The 21,678-nt window shown below is 62.2% G+C and carries 25 protein-coding genes; 9 read left to right on the plus strand and 16 right to left on the minus strand.

Features of this window, described 5'->3' with window-relative positions; all coding sequences use genetic code 11:
- Nucleotides 1–19: 19 nt before the first annotated feature.
- The gene (locus PX554_RS23600; protein ID WP_067735100.1) at nt 20–1,036 is read right to left on the minus strand and encodes a TraU family protein; all 1,017 of its coding nucleotides are present in this window, start codon (nt 1,034–1,036) and stop codon (nt 20–22) included.
- A gap of 104 nt (nt 1,037–1,140) precedes the next feature.
- On the opposite strand from PX554_RS23600, the gene PX554_RS23605 reads away from it, so the two are divergent.
- Together PX554_RS23605 and PX554_RS23610 are read left to right on the plus strand one after the other, a co-directional pair.
- Nucleotides 1,141–1,449: a type II toxin-antitoxin system TacA family antitoxin gene (locus PX554_RS23605; RefSeq protein ID WP_067735103.1), complete on the plus strand. Its 309-nt coding sequence runs from the start codon at nt 1,141–1,143 to the stop codon at nt 1,447–1,449.
- Between the two features lie 12 nt (nt 1,450–1,461).
- On the plus strand, nt 1,462–2,001 hold the full coding sequence (locus tag PX554_RS23610) for a GNAT family N-acetyltransferase (protein ID WP_245656526.1): 540 nt from the start codon (nt 1,462–1,464) through the stop codon (nt 1,999–2,001).
- Between the two features lie 29 nt (nt 2,002–2,030).
- Here the strand turns inward: PX554_RS23610 and PX554_RS23615 are convergent, their stop codons facing one another.
- The 13 genes from PX554_RS23615 to PX554_RS23675 form a co-directional block, all read right to left on the minus strand.
- Complete coding sequence (locus tag PX554_RS23615) at nt 2,031–2,678, minus strand: conjugal transfer protein TraW (protein WP_067735109.1); 648 nt, start codon at nt 2,676–2,678, stop codon at nt 2,031–2,033.
- Nucleotides 2,671–3,483, minus strand: a complete 813-nt coding sequence (locus PX554_RS23620; protein WP_084384972.1) for a DNA-methyltransferase — start codon at nt 3,481–3,483, stop codon at nt 2,671–2,673. Before PX554_RS23620 ends, PX554_RS23615 begins: the two co-directional genes overlap by 8 nt.
- Nucleotides 3,473–3,706 (minus strand): hypothetical protein, encoded by a 234-nt coding sequence (locus PX554_RS23625; protein ID WP_067735112.1) that lies wholly within the window; start codon nt 3,704–3,706, stop codon nt 3,473–3,475. The genes PX554_RS23620 and PX554_RS23625 overlap by 11 nt, the downstream gene beginning before the upstream one ends.
- On the minus strand, nt 3,703–4,032 hold the full coding sequence (locus PX554_RS23630) for a hypothetical protein (protein ID WP_067735115.1): 330 nt from the start codon (nt 4,030–4,032) through the stop codon (nt 3,703–3,705). The genes PX554_RS23625 and PX554_RS23630 overlap by 4 nt, the downstream gene beginning before the upstream one ends.
- A 5-nt stretch (nt 4,033–4,037) precedes the next feature.
- A complete protein-coding gene (locus PX554_RS23635) occupies nt 4,038–6,533 on the minus strand; it encodes a TraC family protein (RefSeq protein ID WP_067735118.1) in 2,496 nt (831 codons plus the stop codon).
- Nucleotides 6,530–7,153, minus strand: coding sequence for a TraV family lipoprotein (locus PX554_RS23640; protein ID WP_067735121.1), 624 nt, complete (start codon nt 7,151–7,153; stop codon nt 6,530–6,532). Before PX554_RS23640 ends, PX554_RS23635 begins: the two co-directional genes overlap by 4 nt.
- Nucleotides 7,154–7,188: 35 nt before the next feature.
- Nucleotides 7,189–8,493, minus strand: coding sequence for a TraB/VirB10 family protein (locus tag PX554_RS23645; protein ID WP_067735124.1), 1,305 nt, complete (start codon nt 8,491–8,493; stop codon nt 7,189–7,191).
- A complete protein-coding gene (locus PX554_RS23650) occupies nt 8,490–9,272 on the minus strand; it encodes a type-F conjugative transfer system secretin TraK (protein WP_067735127.1) in 783 nt (260 codons plus the stop codon). Before PX554_RS23650 ends, PX554_RS23645 begins: the two co-directional genes overlap by 4 nt.
- On the minus strand, nt 9,256–9,891 hold the full coding sequence (locus PX554_RS23655) for a TraE/TraK family type IV conjugative transfer system protein (protein WP_067735130.1): 636 nt from the start codon (nt 9,889–9,891) through the stop codon (nt 9,256–9,258). Before PX554_RS23655 ends, PX554_RS23650 begins: the two co-directional genes overlap by 17 nt.
- A gap of 5 nt (nt 9,892–9,896) precedes the next feature.
- Nucleotides 9,897–10,163 carry a type IV conjugative transfer system protein TraL gene (locus PX554_RS23660; RefSeq protein ID WP_067735133.1) on the minus strand — a complete coding sequence of 89 codons (267 nt, stop codon included), beginning with the start codon at nt 10,161–10,163 and terminating at the stop codon, nt 9,897–9,899.
- 110 nt (nt 10,164–10,273) lie between these two features.
- A complete protein-coding gene (locus PX554_RS23665; protein WP_245656529.1) occupies nt 10,274–10,651 on the minus strand; it encodes a hypothetical protein in 378 nt (125 codons plus the stop codon).
- A 226-nt stretch (nt 10,652–10,877) separates the two neighbouring features.
- The gene (locus tag PX554_RS23670) at nt 10,878–11,654 is read right to left on the minus strand and encodes a DsbC family protein (RefSeq protein WP_067735136.1); all 777 of its coding nucleotides are present in this window, start codon (nt 11,652–11,654) and stop codon (nt 10,878–10,880) included.
- Nucleotides 11,638–11,946, minus strand: coding sequence for a hypothetical protein (locus PX554_RS23675; RefSeq protein WP_067735139.1), 309 nt, complete (start codon nt 11,944–11,946; stop codon nt 11,638–11,640). Before PX554_RS23675 ends, PX554_RS23670 begins: the two co-directional genes overlap by 17 nt.
- 350 nt (nt 11,947–12,296) lie before the next feature.
- Between PX554_RS23675 and PX554_RS23680 the strand changes: the two genes are divergently transcribed.
- The 7 genes from PX554_RS23680 to PX554_RS23710 all read left to right on the plus strand — a co-directional run bounded on the left by PX554_RS23680 (nt 12,297) and on the right by PX554_RS23710 (nt 16,953).
- Entirely contained in the window at nt 12,297–12,737 is a 441-nt protein-coding gene (locus tag PX554_RS23680) for a hypothetical protein (protein WP_067735142.1), read from the plus strand.
- A 122-nt stretch (nt 12,738–12,859) separates the two neighbouring features.
- Nucleotides 12,860–13,276, plus strand: coding sequence for a helix-turn-helix domain-containing protein (locus PX554_RS23685; RefSeq protein ID WP_084384973.1), 417 nt, complete (start codon nt 12,860–12,862; stop codon nt 13,274–13,276).
- Nucleotides 13,276–13,914 (plus strand): GntR family transcriptional regulator, encoded by a 639-nt coding sequence (locus PX554_RS23690; protein WP_067735147.1) that lies wholly within the window; start codon nt 13,276–13,278, stop codon nt 13,912–13,914. The genes PX554_RS23685 and PX554_RS23690 overlap by 1 nt, the downstream gene beginning before the upstream one ends.
- A gap of 177 nt (nt 13,915–14,091) precedes the next feature.
- Complete coding sequence (locus tag PX554_RS23695) at nt 14,092–14,229, plus strand: benenodin family lasso peptide (protein ID WP_157081164.1); 138 nt, start codon at nt 14,092–14,094, stop codon at nt 14,227–14,229.
- A 59-nt stretch (nt 14,230–14,288) separates the two neighbouring features.
- Nucleotides 14,289–14,426 (plus strand): benenodin family lasso peptide, encoded by a 138-nt coding sequence (locus tag PX554_RS23700; RefSeq protein ID WP_157081165.1) that lies wholly within the window; start codon nt 14,289–14,291, stop codon nt 14,424–14,426.
- A gap of 11 nt (nt 14,427–14,437) precedes the next feature.
- Nucleotides 14,438–15,154, plus strand: a complete 717-nt coding sequence (locus tag PX554_RS23705) for a lasso peptide biosynthesis B2 protein (protein ID WP_275489109.1) — start codon at nt 14,438–14,440, stop codon at nt 15,152–15,154.
- On the plus strand, nt 15,154–16,953 hold the full coding sequence (locus PX554_RS23710) for an asparagine synthase-related protein (protein ID WP_084384975.1): 1,800 nt from the start codon (nt 15,154–15,156) through the stop codon (nt 16,951–16,953). The genes PX554_RS23705 and PX554_RS23710 overlap by 1 nt, the downstream gene beginning before the upstream one ends.
- Here PX554_RS23710 and PX554_RS23715 read toward each other — a convergent pair.
- Nucleotides 16,933–19,032, minus strand: coding sequence for an Atxe2 family lasso peptide isopeptidase (locus PX554_RS23715; protein ID WP_067735156.1), 2,100 nt, complete (start codon nt 19,030–19,032; stop codon nt 16,933–16,935). The two genes, PX554_RS23710 and PX554_RS23715, sit on opposite strands and share 21 nt — an antisense overlap.
- Nucleotides 19,032–21,629, minus strand: a complete 2,598-nt coding sequence (locus tag PX554_RS23720; protein WP_067735159.1) for a TonB-dependent receptor — start codon at nt 21,627–21,629, stop codon at nt 19,032–19,034. Before PX554_RS23720 ends, PX554_RS23715 begins: the two co-directional genes overlap by 1 nt.
- Nucleotides 21,630–21,678: the final 49 nt, after the last annotated feature.

The raw sequence follows: 21,678 nt of genomic DNA on the forward strand, positions 1-21,678 counted from the left end.
TGTTGGGGAAGCGATCTGCTCATGGCACCGCAATCCCGGCGCAGCAGATCACTTTTTCAAAAAGCATGAACTGGGCGTTGTCCTTGCCCGGAGCGTGCTTGGCCGAGGACCATAGCGCGCCAGGGCGCCCGATATTGACGCACTTGCCGCCCTTCACGGGCTCCATGATCTGGAGCTTGTAGCGCGATTTGGTCCAGATAGGCTGGGGGATGAACGAACAGCCGTCGGCCGAACTGATCGTAAGCGCGCCCAGGCGTCCCATCATGAAGGTGCCGCGCGCGGCGAGCCCGGCCCAAGCCTCGACGCTGTCGTCGAAATGGATGTCGCCGGCGATCGGATAGGTCGCCCCCCACGAACCCATGCACCAGAAGAGAGGATCGATGACCTTCCCGGCTGCGGCAGCGGCGCTGTCGCCCATGCACGCGAGGCCGGCGGCGGGATTGCCGAACAATATGCCCTCGGGCTGGATAATCGCGCCCAAAGTGCCCGATTGCCAAGTCGGCAGTACCTCGGTGATCATGGCGACATCGAAGCCGTCATTCTCGAGGCACGGCAGGTCCGTGAACATATCGAGCATCGCCCAGACGGGGCTGATGTAATAGTGCATCTGTGCGAACATCTTGCGCGTGTTGGTGCCGTCGGAGATCGACGATTGGCTACCCTGCAGCTTGCCGCCGGTCGGCATGAGATCGGCGCCTAACGCCATCATGCAGCCCGGTTCGGTCACCACATCGATCATCCGGTTGGGCGACCAGTACGAGACCTTGACCCCGAACCAGAACTGTAGGCCTTTCCGGCAGGCGCAGAGGGGCTTGGACGCCGACTGCGCGTCGAGCGCCTTGTCGAGTTTGTCGTAGCTGCCGATACGGATGCCGCCGACCGTGATGGGAAAAATGCACGTCCAACGGACTTTGGTAATCGGATTGAAGACCGTTCCAGCCTCGCACATGGAGGCATGGGCCTGGTTCGGCCAGCCAATCGTTGCCACAAGGCCGATCAGGACACCGATAAAGAAGACGTTCCAGCGACGCATCATTGATCCCTCTGGACGCGCATGATCGGACGGGCGCGTGTTATTCTTGAAATGTGCGTCTTTGCGACGTACATGATGGGCCACTGTGTAATGGAAAGGAAAAGGTCATGCAGGCGTTCGACGACTTCACCGGCTCGGTGAGCGAGCGCAGCACGGTGCGAATGAATTTTCGCACGAAGCCGCATATCAAGCGGACCATTCAGCGTGCCGCGGCGCTTTCGGGCGTGGATGACTCGGTCTTCACCATCAACGCCGCATACAAGGCTGCGCTTGAGACTATCTCGACGCACGAACGCACCGTGCTCAGACCCGTGGATCATGAGGCGTTCTTCAACGCCCTCGATAATCCGCCGGCGCCCACCGAGCGGCTGCGCGAAGCCTTCGCGCGTCACGACCGGATGATCGAAAACCGCTAAGAGCGAAACTGCGTGCCAGAAGAAGAAATGAACATCGAGCCGCTCGACCCCAAGCGGCACGACCGAACGAGTTTCGCTTCCGGCGTTGGACCGGTTGACAACTATCTGCGCAAGACGGCGAACAAGCTGGCCCAGGCCGACAATGTGCGCGCCTTCGTTCTCGTCTCTAGGGAAGGCAGGATCGTCGGCTATTACACGCTGAACGCGCACGACATTCATTATTCCGATCTGCCGGGGTCCTTCGCCCGCAATCGGCCAAGTCATGGCCGGATTCCCGCTGCCTTCATCTCGATGATTGGGGTTGATGCCCGCTATCAGGGCCAAGGCTATGGTGGCCTCCTGCTCGCCGATGCTCTCAAGCGCATCTATCGGGCATCCCGTGACCTCGGAATCGCTGTTGTGCTTCTCGATGTTCTCGACTGCGGCGATCCGGTGCAAGTCGAGAGGCGCAAGCAGCTCTATCTGCGTTACGGCTTCCGAGCCCTGTCGGAGGCTCCGCTTCGCCTCTATCTGCCCGTCGCGACGATAGGCCAGCTGATAGAAGCGCCATAGAGCGCAATCCTCTCCGCACAAAGAGCGCATCATTGGCTGGCTCCTTTCGGCATGGGCCGACTCTTGGGGCCATATTCGGTGAGGACGAGCTTGGTGCCGGATTGCGCGACGATCACCGGCGCGACCGTGAGCCCGAGACGATCCTTCACGCGCTCTTCGAGAATGTAGATGGCGCGTCCGGTCTTCTCGCTGAGGTCGATCGCGTCGCCGTTCTGACCTCCGAGCGCAGTCAACAGGATAAAATCGCTCGGCCGCGCGACCTTCAGCGCCCAGCCAAGATCGCGCGGATGCACGACCACCAGTCGCTGCGGCAGCCGCACATAGGTCAGCGGATTGAAGGTGAAGCCCTTGGGATAGAGGACCCGCCCGTCGGGCAGTTGGATATCGAAGTCGAGGGTGTAGAAGGGAACAAGCGTCCGCACCCGGTCGGCGCCCGCGACGGCCAAGGGAGCCGCCTTGAGCGCGCTCCAATGCTCGCGCGGCCCGAAGGCCTTGCTCATATCCTTGGGCAGCGTCGCCACTTTGGCTTCGATCTCGGCGAGCGCATCGGGCTCGGCGATCGGCCATGTCCGGCCGATTTGGGCGGTGGATGCGTAGGCCGCACCGGCAAGCGTAGCGCCGGCCAGCAGCAGGGCCGCCAACGCGCGGGCAGCGCAGAAGTTAGTGCGGTCAGTCATCGCCGTCCTCCGGGTAGAAGGCGGCGAAGCCCTGCAGGCGCAGGCGCGCGCGTTCCGCCATCGCGGGGTCGATCTCGCAACCGAGATAGCGCCGGCCCGTCCTGAGGCAGGCTTCGCCCACGGCACCCGATCCGGCAAACCAGTCGCCGACAAGGCCGCCGGGCGGGCAGGACGTCTCGATCAGGGTTTCGAGCAGCTCGACCGGCTTTTCGGTCGGGTGGATGGCCCGGCCATGGCAATTCCGCACGACCAGGACCGAGCGCATCAGGCGAGGGCCGCCGTCCAGGCTGCGATAGTGGCCGACGCCGATATCGCCCATATGCGGGGGACGCGTCTTGCGCCGCACCGTTCTGGCTGTTGCGTCGGGCGTCGTGCGGACCGCATTATGGACCAGTCGCCACGGCGTGTCGGTCCGATAGAACTGCGCGACGATCTCATGGACCCGCCGGAAGCGATCGGCGTGGAAGCTGGTGCCGTTCTGCTTCTGCCAGATTACGTCCTGCGCCAGGCGCAACCGGGCCTTGTGAAGCGCCGGCGCGATCCGCAGGAAAGAGCGCAGCGAGCCGAAGATCCAGATCGATCCAGTCGGCCGCAGTGCCGCGCGCGCCAGCATCAGCCAGCCCTCGACCTGTCGATCCCAGCTCAGCGACGTGTCGCCATAGGGCGGATCGGCGATGATGAGGTCGAAAGGCCCTCTCGCCGGCATTTGCTCGCGACAGTCGCCCGTGAGCAGGATCGCAGAGCGGATGGCTGTGCCGGGGCTGTCGCCGGTGTTCAGGGGCGGGAGGCGAAACTTAGCGGCCATGGCGCCGCCTCCAATGCTCCGCCGGTGGATCGGGGAGGCCGACCAACGCCGCGACGAAGGCGACCAGGGCGATTGGGGTGAGCACCCAGACCAGCAAGCGGACGCTGCCATCCAGCCCCGGCACAAGCAGGAGCAGCAGGCTCTGCACCAGCAGCAGCAGGAAACCGCCAAATGCGAGGCGGATCGCCGTTTGCGACGGCTTGGCGGAGATGAGCCCGTTCACGAGCGCGGACCTTTTCGCAGGCGCGTCATCAGTTTGGCGGTGGACGCCGACAGGAACAGCAGCAGGAGGCCGGTCGCGAAACAGGACGCCGCCACCAGCGCCGTGGCCCGCAGCACAAGCATGGTGGGCTGGTGGAGCAGCAGGCCAGCGATCAGCACCAGCGACCCCATCATGACGGTTTCGATGCCGACCAGTCGAAAGCGCCAACGGAAGGATTCTGCCTCGAACCGTTCCTCGACCCGTTCTTCGACCATCTTTTCGATCAGGTCTTCATCGGGCCATTCCAGCTTCAGCTGGTCGGGATGAGGGGTGAAGAGACGCCGCATGACGATCAGACCTCCCCGCCCAGAATTTTGGCCGGATCGACGCCTGCCAACCGGCAGACCGCCTCGAGCGGCGACAGGCCCTGACGCAGCAATCCCTCGAAGGCGGCAACTTCGTCGGGCGCGGACGTGTTGATCCAGTAGGAGAAGGGATCGACCACGAGCCGCGCGATGCCCAGGCCCAGCGGTGAGTCGATGAAGACTTCCGAATAATTGGGCTTGGAGTTGCGGACCGATTTCAGGAGGTCGAGGACGAACCCCGAATAGTCGAGGATCTTGTTGTCGACCGCCCGGTCATAGGTCGAGCCCTGGAGCAGAAAGCGCGTCGCCGCATTTTCGAGGATGACCTGGCCGGTGCCCCCGAACAGCAGCAGGTCGTTCATGCTCTGGAGCACGATGCCGAACGACCCGCGATATTTCCGCGCGCGGCGATAGCCCTGGCCGAAGGCCTCGGCGAGCCGCGACAAATCCTGGCCATCGCCTCCGGTCATGAACTGGGCGGATTCGTCGCAGAGCACGAAGCGGGGACGGTCACGGGCGGACAGGTAAAGTTCCTGGGTGACCGCGTTGACCACCACCATCACGATCACGTTGAACAGGTCGGGCATCGCCTTCAGGCGTTCGAGTTCGAGCACCACGAATTCATCGGCGCGAATGTCGAGCGTCGAGGCCCCGTTGAAATAGTGACCATAGGCTCCGTCCGATCCGAAATCGCGCAGGTTGAAGGCCAGCTCGCGTGCCGTCGGAACCAGATGCTCGACGCGATCAAGATCGCTTTCGACGAGCGCGGGATAGGTGCCGAGCCATTCGCGCACCGCATCGATGCCGTGATCGGCGCGTCCGGTGTCGATCGTCCATTGGACCGCCGACTTGAGCAGGTTCCATTCGGAGGTGGTGACACCCTTGCGGGTCGAGGCATTGGCCATCTCGGCGACGATCGCGACCGCCATCGTGATCGCCGACTGCTTGTCGTCGCCGTCGAGCGCCAGCCCCATGTCGAAGGGGTTGAGGACCAGATGCTCCTCGCCGATGTCGATATAGCGGCCCGAGCACAGCGTGCAGAGCTTCCGGTACGACCCGCCGATATCGATGATGCGGATCAGCGCGCCATTGGCGTAATATTGCTGGCAGAGGTTGTTAAGCAAAAAGCTCTTGCCCGCGCCGCTCTCAGCCGAAACGATGAAATTGTAGTTGTTGATGCGCGGGTCGAAGAGGTCGAGCGTGATGAGCTGCCCCTTGCGGCCCGTGTAGAGCAGCGCAGGGCGACCGCCGCCGCGGAAATCGGTCTGGATCGGCGCCATCAGCACCGCAGCCTTCACCGGCATGCGGAAGTCGCGCTCCAGCATCCTGAGCGTCGACCGGTCGGGGTAAAGGCCGAACGGCAGGCTCATCACCAGCAGGGTCGGGTTGAGATAGCTCTCCTCCTGCATCGAGAAGGGCAGCGGCTCGCTTTCCCATAGCCGCTTGGCGCGCGCCGCCAGTTCGCGGGCGTGTGCCCGGTCTCGGCCGAACACCCAGACCGTCGGAATCACGCGCACGAACTTGGAGTTACCGGCTTCGTCGAGAATCCAGCCGATTTCATCGATCTGCTTGCCGACCTCGACGGCGAAGGAGCCCGCAGCCTTTTGCGCGGACAAGATCTGGGCGCGCTTGTGGATCTCGAATTGCGAATGATCGAACAGGATGTTCAGCGTGTAGAGGAATGGCCCGCCGATCTGGTCGCTGTCCTCCGAGGAGCCGCGCATGCCGCCCATCAGCCGGTTGGCGCGCTCTGCTGTGATCCTGCGCGCGGGTGCCTTTGGGGTCAGGCAGCGGGCTACCTGGTTGCCGAGAAACACCTCGGCACCTTCGAAAACGAGATCGGGGCCGGCGTCTATGATCTGCTTGGCGATCGGCGGGGCCCCGACCGTTGTGCCATCGGCGAACACGCCGGGGGCAGGAGCCGTCACGCCGTTGAACACGCGTCGGTAAAACGCGACCATCTCTTCGGGCTCGAGGCGGCGGATGCCGAGCTTGGAAAGCTGCTCCTCGACCTGGCGACGCAGATCGTCGCCGAGCGGGCGCCGCGTCTTGATCGACAGCAAGGTGCGGAAGTTCCGCACCGGGATTCCATGCAGCGCCTTTAGCCCGTGGCGGCCGCGGCTCAGATAGTCATGTGTCCGACGTGCCGAAGCCTGGATCAGCGGATCGTCGCGGGTCTTGAGATCGAGAAAAGCGTCGAGCGCATCGTCGATCAGCGGATCGGCGAAGGTGTGAAGCTGGAGGACCGTACCGTCCGGGAAATGGATGTTGAGCAGGCCCTGAAGCGCACCCTGAACGTGCGCGAACATATAGGCTGTCGGCACGATCTCCCACGCATGGCCCCAGGTATCGTCGAGGCACAGGAACGCTTCCGTGTCGCCGTCCCAGGCTATCAGCGGGAGATAGTCGGAAAAGCTGTCGCGGCGGACGGCGTTGCGCAGCCGCGCATAGCTAAGCCCTCCGCGGGATGTCGCCGCGCTCATGGCCGGGGTTCCGGCAGAGCGGGCTGGGGCGCGTCGGGCGTATCGCCCGGCGCGGCTGCCTGTTCCTTGACTTGGCCGAGCACGGGCGCCTTCGATGCCTGGCTGGGTGAGGACACCAAGGTTCCGCCCACGACCCATACCGGCTTGTCCACCACCGAATAGACGTAGCGCGGCATATAGAGGCGATCTGGCCGCTGCCGGTCGGCATAGGGAAGGATCAGCGTCCGCACCGTGCGCGCGGGCTTGAGCATCGGTGTCACCGGCGCATCGATCAGCCCCTTCAACTCGCGATAGACGCTGTCCTTATAGCTGCCATAAGCAGAGCCGCCCGCGACGACCTTGCCCGATTTGGCGGGCTTGCCGCCATTTTCCGCTGCCGTGCCGCGCAGCATTTTCTTGTCATTGGTGACTGCCGGATCGGACTTGGATACCACCCCGGCGACAGCATCCTCATAGGCCTTTTCCGGGTGGATGCACTGGCCGTGATCCTTGTTCTTGCAATCGAACTTCTCGGAATAGGGTGACATCATCGAGCCGACCGTGGCGCAGCCCGAGAGTCCGACGATCGCGGAAAGGGCGAGCATGACGCGCAGCGGAGGGCGCAAACCGGAGATCGGCATGGGGGGCGTTCCTTGGCTGGAGACAATCGGGCGCATCAGAACTTGCTCCCGACCGTTGGCTTGATTTCGAGGGCGAGGCCCTCCTGCACGACGACGACCACATCCTTGGCGGCGCCGACTTCGACGACGGGCCCCGCCTGGCGGGCTAGGTCCAGATAGAAATCGGTCAGCTTATCCGAGGACTTGGACAGGCCCCCGGCAATGCCGGACTTGGCCGCATCTCCGGCGTCGAGCGTGCGGACGCTGCCGAGCGCGGAGGTCGAGACGTCGCCGAAGGTGTTCTCGACCGATTGGGCGATGCCGGAAATGGTGCCTGCGATGAACGATCGAGCGAGCGTCGCGCCGGCCCGGGTCACCACTTTGCCCGACAGGCCTTTCTTGCCATCGGCATCGACGAAGAAGCCTTTGATCGCCTGATCGACAACGGCATGTTCGTCGAAATCGACGCACGAGATCGAGACGAGCTGGATCTCGACTCGCTCCTTGGCGAGGCTGCCCGTCGCGTTGCCGATGACGAAGCAACCCGCAAGGTTCGCCTTCACGTCGTTCGGGAGCACCGCTGGCGCCTGGACCCGCGCGATGATCGGTTCGGGGTTACTGGTCGCGTCCCGGCTCGCGAGCGCGTCGATGCCGGTCAGCAGTCGCGCTTTCATGAAACCAGGTGGCAAATAGATTGTCCTGGTCGCTTTTTTTGATCGCGCCCCGCCGGCCGCGCCTCCTTCCGCCGCGACTGCCGTGGTGGCCGCACCGATCGCGCCGACCTGCCGTTCGGTTGGAGGCGCAGGCGGGGCGGGGGGTGCCGTCGGCGCGGCGGGCGGCGCTGGCACTTTGTCCGCCTCGGCCTTCGCTTCGGGCGGCGACGGCGGATAGGCCGGCGCATCCCCCGGCAATGCCGGCGGGAGTCCGTCCTCGGCGGTCGGCGCCGGGCCATGAACGGCGCCTGCGGTGCCGGGAACGACCTTGCCCTCCTCGATCGCCGTGACACGGTCGCCGAGCAGCGTCTGCCCATCGAGGATCTTCTGCAGATCGCCGCGCAGCTTTACTTCAAGGCTGTCGCCACGCAGCCCCGCGCCCATGTCGAGCTTGGAGGCTTCGGGCGGCTTGGGCGGTTCCTTGCCGCCATGCGAAGACGCCGTGTAGAGACCGATGCCGAGCAGCGCGATCGTCGAGACCACGCCGAGCTGCTTGGCGCGCAGTTTCTGGTCAGACGTCAGCCGCTCCCATTGCGCGCGCAGATCGAAAAGTGCGGGACGGAGAGAAACGTCGTCATGGACGTCGCGCGGATCGGCCGGGGGCAAAGGGGCGCCCTTATCGGGGCCGGAGGCGTTTTCGGGGCTCATTGCTGGATACTCCGCCGCACGACGATCAGCCGCGCGGTCTCAGCCGGAGCCAGGCTCAGGCGATCGAGCGTGATCGAGAAGATGTCCGACCCCAGCGCGCCATCGAGAAAGTCGCGTTCGTCGAGCGTCACCGCGGTATTTGCCCTGACCAGATATTCGCTGACCGACAGCCCCGCGCCCTCGATCTCAAGGCGTCGGCGCTCGGTGAGCGAGACCGTTGGCACGTCGGCGATCATCAGCGGGGCGCTCGCCGGCGCAACCTCCGAAAAGGACGCAGGCACCCGGTCCTGCAGAATGGCCAGCGCGATTCCGACCGCGCGCTCCTCCTCGACCAGCGGCCCCAGCAGCGCGTCGTTCGCCCGAGCCCGCTGCGCGGTGCCCGGCATCAGCGTGACAGTCTGCGCCGGAATGTCGGCCGGTTCGGCGTAGAGCGGGTAGATGGCGCCATTGCAGGAGACGAAAAACTCCGAAGGCGTCGTCACATAGCTGCGGGTCTTCGCGCCGGCATCGTCGGTTTCGAGCACCAGGAACTTGATCCAGGCGTCCGACCCGCCGCGCTCGACCGCCAGGCCCTTTTCGGCCGAGAATCTGACGTCGTCGATCTCGCCGCCGACGCACACGACATGGTTCACGTCCCGGTTCGACAGCCGGATCCGGCTGGTCTGGTCAGGCAGCGCCGCGATCGATTGGGCGAGGGTGGTGGAGGACGCCGAAAGCAGCGTCATGAAGCAGGCAAGCCACAACGGGCCGACACGGCTTCGCTTACCGGACATCGGCATTGAAATTCTCCTCCTGAAGGGCGGTCAGCCAGAAGCGGCCGTTCTCGAGCGCGTATCGGATGTGCAGATCGCCCCGGAACTTGCGGATCACGCCGCCGATCACGCGCACCTTCTCGACGGGCACGACGATCTCGCTGCTCGTATAGGTGACGGGCTGATCGCCGCGGATGTAGGTCGCGATCGACAGCGTGGGATTGTTGCTGAGTTCATCCAGCAGCCGGCTGAGGCTGTCGCGCAGGCCGTTATAGCTGCTCGGATGGACGATCGTCAGCAGCTCCTGGAACTGGCGATCAGCGGAATAGGCAGAATAGGTGCCGGACAGGCTGACGATGTTGAACGTGATCGTGCGCAGATACGCCTGTGACGGCTTGTTCCCGGTCACATAGAGATCGCCGCCCGAACCGAAGGGCACGATCACCGTGCGACTGTTTTGGTTCGAGGTATAGAGGACGGTCCCCAGCACCGCGGTAATGCCGAACAGGCCGATGATCGCAAACTTGAGCAGCCGGTTCTCCTCGAACAGGTTCGCGGAGCCTTGGAGATAGCGGTGCAGATGCCAGCTCGGGCGCGTGTCGCCGATCATGTCGGTCGCGGCTTTACGTCGGAAAGGATGCCCCATGCGCTCTACTCGAAAAAGCGGGTCTGGGTCGGACCCGGATAGTGACGGAAGCGCGTGAGGCCCCAGCGCCAGGCCAGATGCGGGATGAATCCGCGCGGCTTGGTGCGCTTCCAGGGAATGAAGAGGAGAAGAACGCCAATGAGCGCCCAGCCGATGATCCCGCCGACGATGACCGCGACGAAGATCGTGCTCATCACGACGATGAACTCCTGACTGTCGAACCAGAGGATCTGGACCGGCCGGTGCAGGAACTGCGGAAGACGTTCATCCAACGTCCTTCTCCCTTGCTTCATCACGCATCAGCGTGATTTCCGAGAGGCGACCACCGCCCCCCGTCTCGAAAGGCGCGCCTGGCCGGAGGCCCGGCGCGGCGCGCCGAGGCTCAGATCACCATGCCGAAGGTCTGGAGGATCGAGTCCGCCTTGATCAGGCAGACCGCCGCCACGATCGTCGGGATGCCGATCATGATGTTGGAGAAGAGCCGCGAGACCCCGAACAGGAAGGCGGCGACGCCGCCCACGAAGCCGAGCGGACCCTTGACGCCCTGGTTGACCACGATGTCGTAGATGTCATAGCCGAGGTCGCCCGCCGCCGGCGCCGCGAAGGCGTGGGCGACGCCCGTGCCGGCGAGCGCCGCCACCAGCAGCAGAAGGGCGGCGTCGAGGGTGGTGAGCGTCCGGCTCCGCAGCCGTTCGAGAAAGGACCCCCTCCCGGCCAGATAGGCCGAGCCGAAGCCCTGCAGGCGAAGCAGTTTGAGCATTGATGGTCTCCTCAAGAAAGGAGCCGTCCGAAGACATGCCTGCCGGCTGCGATCGAAATCGTGTCCGGCCGACGGCAGTTCTGGACGGCTCCACAAGAGCACGGCCGCCGGCATCTCGGCCCTCGAACCGCCGGGCGCGCGCTCCTTCGAGCGGCTGCCGCGAGCGGTCGTGAGGCCCGCCAGATGGAAAGGGCGCGAGCGGACGATGCCCGCTGCCACGCGAGGCTCAGGGGCGCACACCGGCGCTTCCCTTCTGATCGACAAAGGCCTGGAGTTCCGCCTGCTGGAAGCCCGAGACCAGCTTGCCGTCGACGAACAGGGTCGGCGTGCCGCTGATCCCCATCTTGCGAACGGTGGCCGCATCCTTGGCGACCTTGTCATGCCCGGTCGCACATTTGAGAAGCGTCGCCGGCCTCGCGCCCGCATAGATGGCCTTGAAGGTCGCCTCCTTGTCGGGCGAGCAGAGGATATGCTCCGCTTTCGCCGCGGCTTCGGGATGGATGCCGCTCACGAAGTAGATGAGGCGCTGCACCGGCTTGCCCTCGGCGGCCTTGGCCAGCCAGAAGCGTTCGAGCGCCTGGCAATAGGGGCAGTCGGGGTCCGTGAACTCGATCACCTTGGGCGCACCGGCCGGGCCGATCAGCAGCGCATCGGCCGGGTCGATCGCGGCGAGTCGTTTGCGGGCATTGGCATCCTGCGCGAGGGCGGTGACGTTGAGCCCGTTGCGGTCATAGACCGCGGCGAAAAGCAGGTGCCCGCTTTCCGGCGCGAAATAGATGATGCGTCCGCCCGCGCTCGCCTGATAGATTGGCCCCTTCACGGGCGCAGGACCGAAATCCTCGAAGGTGAGGTTGGTGAAGGTCTGGCGCAGCTCGCGCTCGGCATCTGCCGCGGCGGCGGCGAGCGGCTCACTGGTCGCGGGGCCCGCCGGCGCATCTTGGGCAAATGCCGGCGTCGCCAGCACCAGCATCGCCGCGCCAAGCAGCTCAGCGGCGCGGCGCATGGGAAGCCTCCTTCACGAGACCGCCGGCTTGCGCGAAAATACGCGAGTCGACCTTGAGGGCGGTTCCGATGGAGATCGCGGTCGCCGTGGTGTTGGTGGGCGAGGGGGCCTGCGCCACGACCAGTCGGGGACGGATCGAATAGCTCGGACCATCCTGGACGACCGTCAGGTCGCCGCGCTGATCGCAGGGATAGGCCTCCGCGTCGCGGGGATTGTCCTGGGCCTGGGCGGGTGCGGCCAGCAGGGCCAGCGGCAGCATCACGGCAAGCCCGGAATGGGGGCGCATGTTCATAGGACAAGTCTCCTCGTGGCGCGGGACGGCGCTTGAATTTCGGGTTGGCTGGTGCGGACCGACTGTATTCGGGCTTCAGCCGGGGCTGCCGATGACCGTCGATCCGGTGCGGCACGAGAAATGACGGCGCCTCGAAAGGTCCGCAATAGGGAGGGCATTGAAGTGCCGATCCGGCGAAAGAAAGCTGAAAAGTCCGCAATTTGAATGCAAACGGCGGTCAGGCGCAGAATAGGCACGAAATGGCGTTGATCGGCACTTCAGTGCCGATTTGTTCAAAATTGGCGTAAAAATGGACCGATTTTCGCACTCAAAGAGGCGGCAGATACCGAAAGAGAGGAGGTGGAACGCAGATGGGCCGAGCAACACGCAGCTTCAAACTCCGGCTGTCCCCGGCCGGCATGGATGTCTTTATCGACTCGCATTGCCATCTTATTCGCACGACTCGCTGCCTCATCGCGTGGGGGACCACGCTGCATGTCGCGGTGAACTATCTCGACACCGTTCCGGCGAGCGCCATCGTCGAGCGCCTTGGCGAGTTGGGGGAAGCGCGGCTGAGCGGCAATGAAGAGCACCATGTCGGCGCGCCGCAGCGGCTATGGGACATCGCCTCGCGCATCGTCGATCGGATCCAGCGTGCCACGCCTGACCGCGAACCGCCGACTCTGGGCATGATCTATCTCCTCGCGCTCCAGCAGCTGCCCAACGCGAGAGGGGCCGATCTCATGGATGCGTTTGAGCGCACTCAGACCGCGCTGCGACGCCCGCAGGTCAATAACCGCACTATTCCATAGACCTGACCGCTCCAGTTCCGACAATTTGGCTGGGGTTCTTCTTGACCATGGTGGTATGTCCACCTAGCTATAAAAGCTCGATTGGCCTTGGCGGGCGGAATCTCCCGTAAGGAGACACGGAAATGTCGCACGAATGCGCGGCTTCCGTTGCTGAAAGTCCGCTCTCGCACGTCAAGTTGCAGTCCGGGCGACAGATAGAAGAGGCACGGAAGAAACTCGGTCTCACGCAGCGCCAATTAGCGCGGGAACTTGGTATGGGCGAGCGTTGGCTGCGGGAAATTGAGTCTGGCAACCCGAAATCTACTCTCGATGATCATTTGATCTGCGCCTATCGTCTCGGTCTGTCGACCGGACATATCCTGATACCGCTCCTCTTTGCCGGCCAACGCATGTCCTATCCATTGCAGCTCGCTGCCGGCGACCTCTGCGATCTCGAACGGCTTTGCATCGAGGTGATCGCGGAGCGCAAGCTCAACCAACTGACCAGAGCGCTGACGCCTATATGGCATGGCCCGACCCTTGCGATCGGACCGGCCTGATGATGTCGGCGTTCGATCCGATCATGCAGGAGCGCGTCTATCAGGCGCTGAGAGCGGACTATCTCGCTGGGCATTTCTCGGCCGGTGAAAAGCTCGATGTGCCCGAACTTGCCGATCGCTATCGGTCGAGCAAGACTCCGGTCAGGGAAGCAGCCTGCCGGTTGATGGGGGAAGGACTGATCGATCCCCATCCCGACGGTGGGTTCAGGATTGCGTTCGATGGACCGGACGATCTCATCGACCTTTACGCCTGGAATATGCATCTGATCCTGAGCCTGGTCCATGGCGTCCGGGAATCGATGCTCCGGGAAACCCTCGACCGCCTCGCCGGCGCTTCGATCGGTACCACGGCGATTGACCTTGCGACCCACACCGGCGCCATCTTCCTGGCGTTTGCGCAAGCCACCGGCAATCCGAGGGCCATCGCTACAATTCGCAATATGAACGAGCGGCTTTACTATCCGAGGATCTTGGAAATCACAGACACGAAGGAGGCCGCCAGGGAGTTGCGAACCCTCACCAACTCCGCCGTAACGGATGTCCAAAAGAACATTCGCCGGCGGATCGAAGCCTATCACGACCGGCGAATCCACCGTCAAAAAGCTGTTAGGGACTATCGCCACCAACGGCCAACATAAGAAAAACTGGCAGAATACATTGGCTTCGCTGTCTCGGGAGGCATTCCCGATGAATGTTGAGTTGGCGCGCACGGATACCGCGCCATTTTGTCGGGATATATTCCGACCATTCCCCGATTTGCTTCGGTTACCGTTGGACTGCCGCGAATTCTCGCGGCGGATCAAGAGGAGCGTGTCATGGAGCGCAATGACGAACAGCAACACGGCGACGTGATCGATCTCGGCGCGATCGTCGAGGAGACCAAGGGTCCCTCCGGCGACCGCGACGACTTCGTCGGTGGCCTTCGCCAAACCATCGGCCTGACGGACGAGTAACCGGCGCGGCTGCGGTTGCAGTCGCCCGGCGATCCATAAACCTATCTGGAGATATTTCGATGGAAACGGATACCAAAACATTGCCCGAGGACGTCCTGGATCTCGGTGATGTTTCCGAGCTGACCCGCGGGCCGGACGGGAACAAGGACGACCTCATGGGCGGACTCCGCACCAGTATCGGTATCGCCGAGGATTGAGCGATCGCCGCGTGCGGGTGCTTGCCGGCCGGATCCAGCAAGCGCCCGCATTTTTGAATGGGGCATGCTGGATGTTGTCCGTCCGCGAAAATCTACACCATTGTTTTTGCGGCGGCCGAGCGATCTTCCTCGATGCGGCAGCAGGACGCTATTTCTGCTTGCCTCCGGCAGGCGAGACCGCGTTCGAGGCATTTGTTAGGGGGGCGGCGAATCCCGAGCAGATCGACTGGCTCCGGTGCCGGAATATCCTGACGATCCAGCCAGCGGCCGTCACGTCTGCCACTCCATCTCATCCGAACGCGTTAGACACCTCCGCGCCCGTGGCACTACCGTTTGACGCCAACGCAGGCCTTATCGCCTTGGCTACGGTTGAAAGACTGTCGGCGCTGTTGATCCTGAAGATCAACGGATTTCCACGGATCTATCGGCATCTCGCTCGGAAACGACGCGCTACCCGATTGTCCGGAGGCACGGGGACCAGCTCAAACGTCGATGCCGTTGTCGGCGCTTTTGCCGCAACCGATTTTCTCTTTGGCCGCACGAACACTTGCCTGCCAAGATCGCTTGCCTTTCTCTCCATGTGCAATCGCCGGGGATATTATCCGCAGCTGGTTATCGGGGTTCGGGTGAACCCCTTTACCGCGCATTGCTGGATTCAGGACCAATCGCGAATCCTCACGGATTCGGTTGACCAGGTCCGTATCTTTACACCCATCCTGGCGCTCTGATGGCTCCCCGATACCTCATTGTGGAATCGCGTCGCGCAGAAATTCTGGATCTGTTCGCGACGCGCGTGCCCCCGCAGATCGGTCTCTCTATCGTTTATCGGGCGCGCCATGCCGTTCTTCTTGCCTCTGATCCGCAGTTGGTGACGGTGTTGCCGAATGGATGCGGGGCCATCTTCGGCTCACTGTTTTATCGACACGGACCCGGTCGCCGGATCGAAGCAATCGAGCCCGCTGAGGCTGAGCGCATCCTTGCCACTGGGGGTGCCTCGCTCATCGATCGCTACTGGGGTGGATATGTTGCACTTGTCGATGACCAACGCGGTCCTCGAATTATCCGCGATCCTTCGGGTGCATTACCATGCTATTTCGCCGGGCGACCTGATTGCCGCGTAATCGGCTCCGACCCAGCGATCCTGGCTGAGAGCGGGTTGTATCGCCCCCAGGTGGATTGGGGCTTCGTCAGTCGATACTTTTATTCTGGCGGCCAGCCCAGCGGCCGTACCGGCCTGGTTGGTCTGCACGAGGTCCAGAGAGGAACCGCTTTTCAACTACTGCAAGACGGTATCAGCACCGATACTCTCTGGACACCGTGGGATCATGTCCGTCGCGGAGAGCAACAGTCCGAACACGCCAATGCGGAGAACTTGGCAAGGGTTCTGCAATCCACTGTCGGTGCCCTATCTTCCCAGTTCGACCGGATCGTGCTTGGCGTGTCTGGAGGCCTCGACTCTTCCATTGTCGCTGCCGCTTTGCGCGCTGCGAACCGCAAGCTCTCCTGCATCACGCTCTCGACTGACGACCCGGATGGTGACGAGCGATACTATGCACGCACGCTATGCGAAAAACTCGACACGCATCTGGACGAGCGAAAACACGATCTGGATAAGATCGATCTCGGCGTGTCCAGCGTCGCACATCTCCCGCGGCCAATAGGCCGGCTTCAGGCTCAGGCCTATGATGCGGCTATCCTGGAGATCGCGCGGTATTACCAAGCAGACGCCATATTCACGGGCAATGGCGGCGACAATGTATTCGCATTCTCCTATTCGGCGTCACCGGTCGTCGATCGTTACGCAACCGAGGGGCTGGCTTTTGGTTCGGTTAAAACCCTTTTGGACATTTGCAAACTTTCGGGAGCCAGTTTTTGGCAAGCGCTCCTGACAGCGCACCGCATCTGGCGACGCCCGAGCTATGCCTATAGCTGGCGCACCGATCCAGAGTTTCTACATCCTGCCATTGCCGCGGTTCTCGATGGAGCAGACGATCAGCACCCTTGGCTCATCGCGCCGCGAGACGCGCTGCCGGGAAAATCAGGGCACATCGCGTTGCTGCTTCGCATCCAGCAGCAGTTGGACGGAATGGACCCAACAGCAGCGCCGCCTATCGTCAATCCCTTGATGAGTCAGCCTGTCATCGAATGCTGCCTTGGCATTCCGTCCTGGCAATGGGTGGCAAACGGTGAAAACAGGTCGATTGCGCGGCAGGCATTTTCCAATCGGCTTCCTCAGGCAATCGTGTCGAGGCAGTCGAAAGGAGGGCCGGATGCATTCTGCCAGGCAATCATATCCCGACACCGCGCTGCCATACGGGACCGTCTCCTCGGTGGTCATCTGGTCGAACGCGAAATCGCCGACCCCGCGGCTCTCGACGCGGCGCTCTCGGATGATCGCCCGGATCTCGGCGGAGCCCATGTTCGCATCATGGCGTTTCTCGATACCGAAGCCTGGATTGATCATTGGCTGGCCAAGTCAAACGCCCCGATTGATCGTGAAATCAACCTACCGGCGTGCCTCTCGTAGGCGATCCCATCCGGGAACTTCCGTCGCTGCGCGGCTATACGAAGGTCGGATATCCTTCAGCCAATAATCAAACCAGGCGATGCTGCGCTCATAGATCGATAGCCGATGCGCCGGTTGCCATTTGATGTGGTGCTCATCCGGATAGACATAAAGCTCCACCGGACCGTTGGCTTGCCTGAGCGCAGTGTAGCTTTCCAGCGCGGTGAGATATTCGTCGTCAGACAGTTGCATGAGGATCGGCGTTCTGACGGCCTCGGCGTTGCGCGCAAGAGAGATACGCTTCCAAAAGTCGTCGGCCGTCGCGGTCGGCGCTGGATATCCCTCCTCGACGAAATGGCGCGTTGCGGTCGGTCCCACGAGCAGCATCGAGGTCGGATCGAAGCAACAATTGCTTATCGCCGCAGCCGCGAACATCGGATCGTTGATCAAGCCGAACAAGACGGTCGAGGCTCCATCACTTAGTCCGGTGATTCCTATCTTGTCTCTATCGATCAGCCCGCGATCAGCGAGAATTTGGATCGCTTCCCTGAGGGAGGACTGAACACTTTTCCTGTCCGCGAAATCCTCCGTATCAGCCTTGCTGACCCCCGCTTCGTCCTTTGCACGAAAATAGCCGATGTCGCGAGGGCGGGCGAAGCTGAGAACCATGTATCCACGGTTGGCAAATGCCTGGATCGGATACTCGTCTCCGGTCCCGCCTCTCAGAAAGCCCCGTGTCTCATACTGCACGATGACAAGAGGATATTTCTTACCGGGCTCGTACCCGACAGGAAACACCAGGTCAGCATAGCTCTCTATTCCAAAATCATTCTTGAAACGAAGGCGTTCGGTAGCACCAAGCCTGATGTTTAGAAACTCAGGGTTCGGATCGAACAACTCCGTGGCCTCTCCTCTATCTAGATCGATAGCGACCAACCGCCTGGGATTGATCGAACTTTCCTGCAGGCAGATCAGCCGGCCTTTCCAAGGCTCGCACTGCACCAAGAGATCTTCAGTGCGATAGAGCCGGCGCAGCCGGCCAGTAGCCGGCGTCCATTCATAGATTGCGGTCACGCTCTCGGCCCAACCCTCCCGCCGAAAAAAGCGCACATGACGGCCATCTGTTGTCCACCACGGTTTGCTGACCCAGGACGAACACGGGGTCGCTCGGCAGACCTGCGTTTCGCCACTGCCGTCCTGGAAAGCCAACCTCCGATTCCAGAAGAAGTCGTCGCCTTGCGGCGGAATTACCCAAGCTGCTTTGCCGTTAGTGGAAAGGGCGACCTCGACTGCATCTGGAATGCTGCCGGAAGGCTGGAGGAACGCTCGACTTTCGGCTGCGTCGGCCTGCCGAACCACCCCGCTCGCGATGTCTAGGACAAACAACTCCTCGTCCATCGGACCCACTGCAAAAGGCCGGCTCCGGGTCATTGGCGAATAGCGGTCATCGAACTGAAACCCGTACCATGCTTCCTGATCGATCTTCGCAGAGGCTGCGACGAGGCCGGGCCGGGTTGCAAAAATGATCCCGCGACCATCTGCGGCGAACCCCAGATCGACGACATCGGTGGACGCCTTCGTAATTGCTGAACTCCCGCTACCATCCGTCCGCGCAAGCCAGGCTTGGGTCGTCGATCCAACTTTCTTTAGAAATGCGATCCATCGCCCATCAGGTGACCAATGTGGCGTGACGGTGACCGGTAGACCAGATGGGAACCCCGCTTTTCCACGGAACTCAAAGCTCCAGCGGATATAATCGCCACCGCTGTCAACGATCTTAGGCAGCGACCCGTGCCGCAAATCCACGACAACCATGGTGAGGCAATAACCGTTCGAGCCAGGGTCTGCTTGACGGATCTGAAAGGCGACGCGCTTGCCGTCGGGCGATATTGAGAATGCTTTTGCACTCGACGGGACCGTGTAGCTTGCTCCTATGTCGCGCAGCCGGACAAGGTCGATCGGCTCCAACGGCCGCTGAAGCTTATCCGGCGCGCTGGGGCCGGGCAAAATTCCCGCGCAACGCTCGCTGGCGTTTGCTGGAAACGCCAAGCCAAGCAACGCGGCCATGCCTATGCCGAGACCGGCCGGAACCGCCGCCATTACCAGCTCTTTGTGATCGTGAAGCTAATGACCCGGCCCGTTACTGACGTGTTCGTGCTGTCATAGGGGATGGCGATCGGATCGCTGGTACGGATCGGCGATGGTTTCTCGTTGAAGATATTCGTCGCGCTCAACGCCAATTCGAGCCCGTGCAAAACGCCTTGTGCTCCTTTGGGCGCATACCGGATGGTAGCATCGACCGTAGTAAATGAGCCGACATCTTCCGCTGGAAGGATCACATCATCGTTCGTTCCGCCCGTATAGTTTGCATAACCTGCGAATGTGACGTCGCGCTGCGTCCAGTTCACGCCGCCTCGGGCTCGCCAATGCGGCGGATTGAATATCCGCCCCACCAACTTCGTGGTTGGTTGTCCTGGACTGAGTTGCCGATTGCCCTCGAGGTAGCTGACCGACCCCATGAGATTGAGATGCTCGCCCGGTCCGAATTCGCGGTCGTAGGACGCCGACAGGTCGACGCCCCGCGTATGCTGCCGGGAGATGTTCTGGAGCCGATCATCGAAGATCGCGCTGATGTTTGCCGCGTTCAGCGGTTGGCCACTCGCATTGAGGAGCGGCGTATCGAGCGTGGCCAGCGCCGCGAGAACCTGCTGCTCGGATGGATTGTAGAGAATGAGGCCATCGAACATCGGATTGCCGAACGCGCGGTTCGTGTCGCCGATCGCTTCGACGATCCGTTGGCGAAATCGCACGTCAAAATAGCTGGCCTCGATGCGCAATCCGGGAAGGGGTTTGACTTCCACGGAGGTCGTCCAGGTTGTCGCTTTCTCCGGGCCGAGATCGCGACCGCCACCATAGAGTAGAAGCGCTGGCCGTCCGCCGAGGTTGTTCTGGAACCCGGTTCCCCGGATCAGTGTACCTTGGGTCGCCTGATACTGCTCGAACAACGTCGGCGCCTTGAAGGATTTGCCCCACGTCGCCTTGATTGCGATCGCGCGATGTGGCTCGTAGATCACGCCCAATTTCGGCGTGGCGAGATCGCCGACGCCGCGATAGTTCTCGTACCGCGAGGCAGCCGTAAGCCGGAGCCGATTTAGCAGCGGCCTGCTGTTTTCGGGGCCGACCAGCGGAATCGAGAGTTCGCCGTAAGCATAGTAATTCTCGCGGATCGGCGAGATATCCAGGGTCGTCGTGGTCGTACCGAAAAGCGTCCGGCGCGACGACGCATCGAGACCTACCGAACGATAGCCAGTCCCTACGGCAAAGCGAAGCTCGCCTCCGGGCAATTGAGCGAGGGGACCTTCACCGCTTATCTCCCCAGAATCGATCCGCCCATCGTATTGAATTCCAATAAGCGCAAGCTCCTCACCGCCCGAATAGATATGAGAGAGCAGATGAGACTTGCTCTGACCATGTGTGCCGGAGAGGGAGAGTTGCCAACGTGCAGGGAGCGAGATCCGAAGAGTGGGTGTGATCGAATAAGACTCGACAGTAGGCTGTGAACGCAATCCTTCAACCGTCACGTCCTTGTCGGGGAGATAAGGGAAATTCACCTCGGACGTCCGATGGCTATATTGCCCGTCGATCTCGAGCGTAACGCCCGGCGCGATTGCCTGATGGCCCGCCAAAACCGCCGAATATTGCTTGAGCTTGGGATAAAGGGTGGTGCTTCCATCAATCTGCCGCGTATACGACCTGTCGCTGGCGTTGATCGCGGTACTGCGCGAGAAGTCGAGCGCGACCAGAGCGCCGCCAGATCCCCAGCGTTTGCCGCCCACCAGATCGTATTGTTGTTGGAAATTGCCCCCCTCGGTAGATCCGCCGATACGTGCGGATGTTGTCAGACCGTTGAAATCACGCCGCAGCAGGACATTTGCCACGCCGGCAACAGCATCCGAGCCGTATATCGCCGATGCGCCATCTGCGACGATTTCGATACGGTCGACTGCGGCCAACGGGATTGCACTAATATCTACACCGGCGCCGACGGCGTCATAGGCGACGCGGTGGCCGTTTATCAATGTCAGCGTCGCATCGGCACCCAGACCACGAAGATTTAGATTGGATGATCCATTGACATTGTTGTTGCTGCCGCCCTGGTTCCCGCCACCGGCGACGCTCGGATTCTGTCCGCCATTGTAATTCTGTGGGATGCTCCGAATATAGTCGCCGAGGCCTGACTGTCCACTCAACAACACTTGCTCGCGTGTGGCACTTATGACCGGGCTTGTCCCTTGGCTGCCGCGAATTCGAGAGCCAGTCACCAGGATGTCTTGAACTTCCGTCGGACGATCGCTTGTCTCGCCCGACGCCTCGGATCGCCCCCGAATGATGACGACATCCTTTCGGAACTCAGCGATCAGGCCGGTGCCGGCGAGCAACGCCCTGACCGCCTCGTCCGCGCTGAAGGAGCCGTGGAGGCGCGGGGCTCTCATGCCGGCGACGGCCTTCCCGCTGAAAATTATCTCGCGGCCCGACTGGCGACTGACCGTGCGTAGGGCGTCTCCCAGATCGCCGGCCTCAACATTATAGTCCTGCCGACGACCATCGTCCGCCATGGCCGGCGTGGCGATGACCATCGCCCCCATCGCCGCCGCCACGAGCAGTCGCCCCCGAATGCCGATCGCCTTTACCCCCATTGATGATCCCCTTGGTCAATTCCGCCAATTTGACGGGACTTTCAGGGAG

Origin of the sequence: Sphingomonas pollutisoli, assembly GCF_029167165.1 — a bacterium.
GTDB lineage: Bacteria > Pseudomonadota > Alphaproteobacteria > Sphingomonadales > Sphingomonadaceae > Sphingomonas > Sphingomonas pollutisoli.

What these genes read in the sequence shown, in the direction of transcription:
- PX554_RS23600 (WP_067735100.1), bottom strand. Translation starts at nt 1,036, where the DNA reads ATGATGCGTCGCTGGAACGTCTTCTTTATCGGTGTCCTGATCGGCCTT.
- PX554_RS23605 (WP_067735103.1), top strand. Translation starts at nt 1,141, where the DNA reads ATGCAGGCGTTCGACGACTTCACCGGCTCGGTGAGCGAGCGCAGCACG.
- PX554_RS23615 (WP_067735109.1), bottom strand. Translation starts at nt 2,678, where the DNA reads ATGACTGACCGCACTAACTTCTGCGCTGCCCGCGCGTTGGCGGCCCTG.
- PX554_RS23620 (WP_084384972.1), bottom strand. Translation starts at nt 3,483, where the DNA reads ATGGCCGCTAAGTTTCGCCTCCCGCCCCTGAACACCGGCGACAGCCCC.
- PX554_RS23630 (WP_067735115.1), bottom strand. Translation starts at nt 4,032, where the DNA reads ATGCGGCGTCTCTTCACCCCTCATCCCGACCAGCTGAAGCTGGAATGG.
- PX554_RS23635 (WP_067735118.1), bottom strand. Translation starts at nt 6,533, where the DNA reads ATGAGCGCGGCGACATCCCGCGGAGGGCTTAGCTATGCGCGGCTGCGC.
- PX554_RS23640 (WP_067735121.1), bottom strand. Translation starts at nt 7,153, where the DNA reads ATGCCGATCTCCGGTTTGCGCCCTCCGCTGCGCGTCATGCTCGCCCTT.
- PX554_RS23645 (WP_067735124.1), bottom strand. Translation starts at nt 8,493, where the DNA reads ATGAGCCCCGAAAACGCCTCCGGCCCCGATAAGGGCGCCCCTTTGCCC.
- PX554_RS23650 (WP_067735127.1), bottom strand. Translation starts at nt 9,272, where the DNA reads ATGCCGATGTCCGGTAAGCGAAGCCGTGTCGGCCCGTTGTGGCTTGCC.
- PX554_RS23655 (WP_067735130.1), bottom strand. Translation starts at nt 9,891, where the DNA reads ATGGGGCATCCTTTCCGACGTAAAGCCGCGACCGACATGATCGGCGAC.
- PX554_RS23665 (WP_245656529.1), bottom strand. Translation starts at nt 10,651, where the DNA reads ATGCTCAAACTGCTTCGCCTGCAGGGCTTCGGCTCGGCCTATCTGGCC.
- PX554_RS23670 (WP_067735136.1), bottom strand. Translation starts at nt 11,654, where the DNA reads ATGCGCCGCGCCGCTGAGCTGCTTGGCGCGGCGATGCTGGTGCTGGCG.
- PX554_RS23675 (WP_067735139.1), bottom strand. Translation starts at nt 11,946, where the DNA reads ATGAACATGCGCCCCCATTCCGGGCTTGCCGTGATGCTGCCGCTGGCC.
- PX554_RS23680 (WP_067735142.1), top strand. Translation starts at nt 12,297, where the DNA reads ATGGGCCGAGCAACACGCAGCTTCAAACTCCGGCTGTCCCCGGCCGGC.
- PX554_RS23685 (WP_084384973.1), top strand. Translation starts at nt 12,860, where the DNA reads ATGTCGCACGAATGCGCGGCTTCCGTTGCTGAAAGTCCGCTCTCGCAC.
- PX554_RS23690 (WP_067735147.1), top strand. Translation starts at nt 13,276, where the DNA reads ATGATGTCGGCGTTCGATCCGATCATGCAGGAGCGCGTCTATCAGGCG.
- PX554_RS23695 (WP_157081164.1), top strand. Translation starts at nt 14,092, where the DNA reads ATGGAGCGCAATGACGAACAGCAACACGGCGACGTGATCGATCTCGGC.
- PX554_RS23700 (WP_157081165.1), top strand. Translation starts at nt 14,289, where the DNA reads ATGGAAACGGATACCAAAACATTGCCCGAGGACGTCCTGGATCTCGGT.
- PX554_RS23710 (WP_084384975.1), top strand. Translation starts at nt 15,154, where the DNA reads ATGGCTCCCCGATACCTCATTGTGGAATCGCGTCGCGCAGAAATTCTG.
- PX554_RS23715 (WP_067735156.1), bottom strand. Translation starts at nt 19,032, where the DNA reads ATGGCGGCGGTTCCGGCCGGTCTCGGCATAGGCATGGCCGCGTTGCTT.
- PX554_RS23720 (WP_067735159.1), bottom strand. Translation starts at nt 21,629, where the DNA reads ATGGGGGTAAAGGCGATCGGCATTCGGGGGCGACTGCTCGTGGCGGCG.